Here is a 1,805-nt window from a genome sequence, read left to right as displayed (position 1 = left end):
CCGGCGGGCCGGACACCCGGCGCGGCGGCACCGCCCGGACGGGCGCCGACGGGCCGTCACCGGCCCGGATCACGCACCATACGACCTGGGGATCACCCTCCAGCAGGGGAAGATCCCGCACCGTACGACAGCCTCCGGGCAGCAGAGGAAGAAGGCAGGACCGTGTCCCGACCGCACACCGATCAGCCGAGCGGCACCACCGGGACCGTCGCGCGGCCGCTGACGGACCGTTTCGGCCGGGTCCACACCGACCTGCGGCTCTCCCTGACCGACCGCTGCAACCTGCGGTGCACCTACTGCATGCCCGCCGAGGGCCTGGACTGGCTGCCGAAGAACGAGCTGCTCAGCGACGACGAGATCGTGCGTCTGGTCGGCATCGCGACCGGGCGGCTCGGCATCAGGGAGGTCCGGCTGACCGGCGGCGAGCCGCTGGTACGGCGGGGCCTGCCCGCCCTGGTCGCCCGGCTCGCGGCGCTCGACCCTGCGCCGGAGCTGTCCATCACCACCAACGGCATCGGCCTGGCCCGCTGCGCCGAGGCGCTGCACGAGGCGGGGCTGCGGCGGGTCAACGTCAGCCTGGACACCCTGCGCCCGGAGCGTTTCGCCGCCATCACCCGGCGCGACCGTCTGTCCGACGTGCTGGCCGGTCTCGCGGCCGCGAAGTCCGCGGGGCTCGCGCCGGTCAAGGTCAACGCGGTGCCGGTGCGCGGGGTCAACGACGACGAGATCGCGGACCTGACCGCCTTCGCCGTGGACAACGGCTACCGGATGCGGTTCATCGAATCCATGCCGCTGGACGCGCAGGGTGCCTGGGAACGGGAGAAGATGGTGCCCGCCGCAGAGATCCTGGAACGTATCGGGGAACGCTTCGAGCTGGTGCCGGTCCCCAGGGAGGACAACGCCCCCGCCGAGGAGTGGCGGATCGCGGGCACGGACTCCGTGGTCGGCGTCATCGCGAGCGTCACCCGCCCGTTCTGCGGCAACTGCGACCGGGTGCGGCTGACCGCCGACGGCCAGCTGCGCAACTGTCTGTTCGCCACCAAGGAGTCGGACCTGCGGAGCCTGCTGCGCGACGGTTCCGACGACGACGTCCTGGAGGCGGCGTGGCGGTCCTGCATCGCGGGCAAGGGCCCCGGACACACCATCAACAGCGCGGACTTCAAGCAGCCGGACCGTCCGATGTCCGCCATCGGCGGCTGACGGGGGCCGGGCGGCCCCGAGACGGTACGACGGACACGCACGACACACACGAAGACGACGGACACGAAACGCGAGGACGACCGAAGTGAACCGGATGCACGAATGGATCACCGCGGCCAAGACCGACCTGGGCATCGACCTCGATGTCAACGTCGGTGAGCTGCTCGACATGACGAAGGTCGTCGCCCACGGGGTGGCCCGCCCGGCGGCGCCGATCACCTCGTTCCTGGTCGGCTACGCGGCGGCCCTCCAGGGCGGCGGCGCGGAGGCGGTCGCCGAGGCGAACCGCCGGGTGACCGAGCTGGCCGAGCGCTGGATCGCCGAGCACGAGGCCGAAGGCGAGAACGGCCCGGCGACCCCGTGAGCGACGCACACCTGAGCGGCGGCCGGGCGACCGCCCCGCACGCGCACGGCCGGGGCGCCGCTCCCACCTGGGAGCGGGCCCGGTCGATCGCGCGCACGACGGGGCTGCCGCTGCCCGCCGTGCCCCGCACGCTGGACGAGGCGCTCGGCCACGCGCTGGCCGAGCCGCTGACCGCGCTCACCGACCTGCCCTCGTTCGCGACCTCCGCGATGGACGGCTGGGCGGTCTCCGGCACCAACCC

General features: G+C 73.3%; 2 protein-coding genes and 1 pseudogene. All 3 read left to right on the top strand.

The window, feature by feature from the left end; genetic code table 11:
• The first annotated feature begins 162 nt into the window (after positions 1-162).
• On the top strand, positions 163-1,200 hold the full coding sequence (gene moaA / locus GTW40_RS11925) for a GTP 3',8-cyclase MoaA (protein ID WP_161180147.1): 1,038 nt from the start codon (positions 163-165) through the stop codon (positions 1,198-1,200).
• Positions 1,201-1,294: 94 nt separating this feature from the next.
• Positions 1,295-1,564: a DUF6457 domain-containing protein gene (locus GTW40_RS11920; protein ID WP_202485752.1), complete on the top strand. Its 270-nt coding sequence runs from the start codon at positions 1,295-1,297 to the stop codon at positions 1,562-1,564.
• Positions 1,561-1,805, top strand: a pseudogene (locus GTW40_RS11915) (molybdopterin molybdenumtransferase MoeA); the annotation flags it as partial. The gene GTW40_RS11920 and the pseudogene GTW40_RS11915, both read left to right, overlap by 4 nt.

It is taken from the genome of Streptomyces sp. SID4985, from assembly GCF_009863025.1.
Lineage (GTDB): Bacteria > Actinomycetota > Actinomycetes > Streptomycetales > Streptomycetaceae > Streptomyces.
The sequence above is the reverse complement of the archived record's forward strand: the minus strand, read 5'-3'. Positions and strand labels throughout refer to the sequence as shown.

Excerpts from the sequence above, each read along its gene's own strand:
- GTW40_RS11920 (WP_202485752.1), top strand. The coding sequence starts at position 1,295 with ATGCACGAATGGATCACCGCGGCCAAGACCGACCTGGGCATCGACCTC.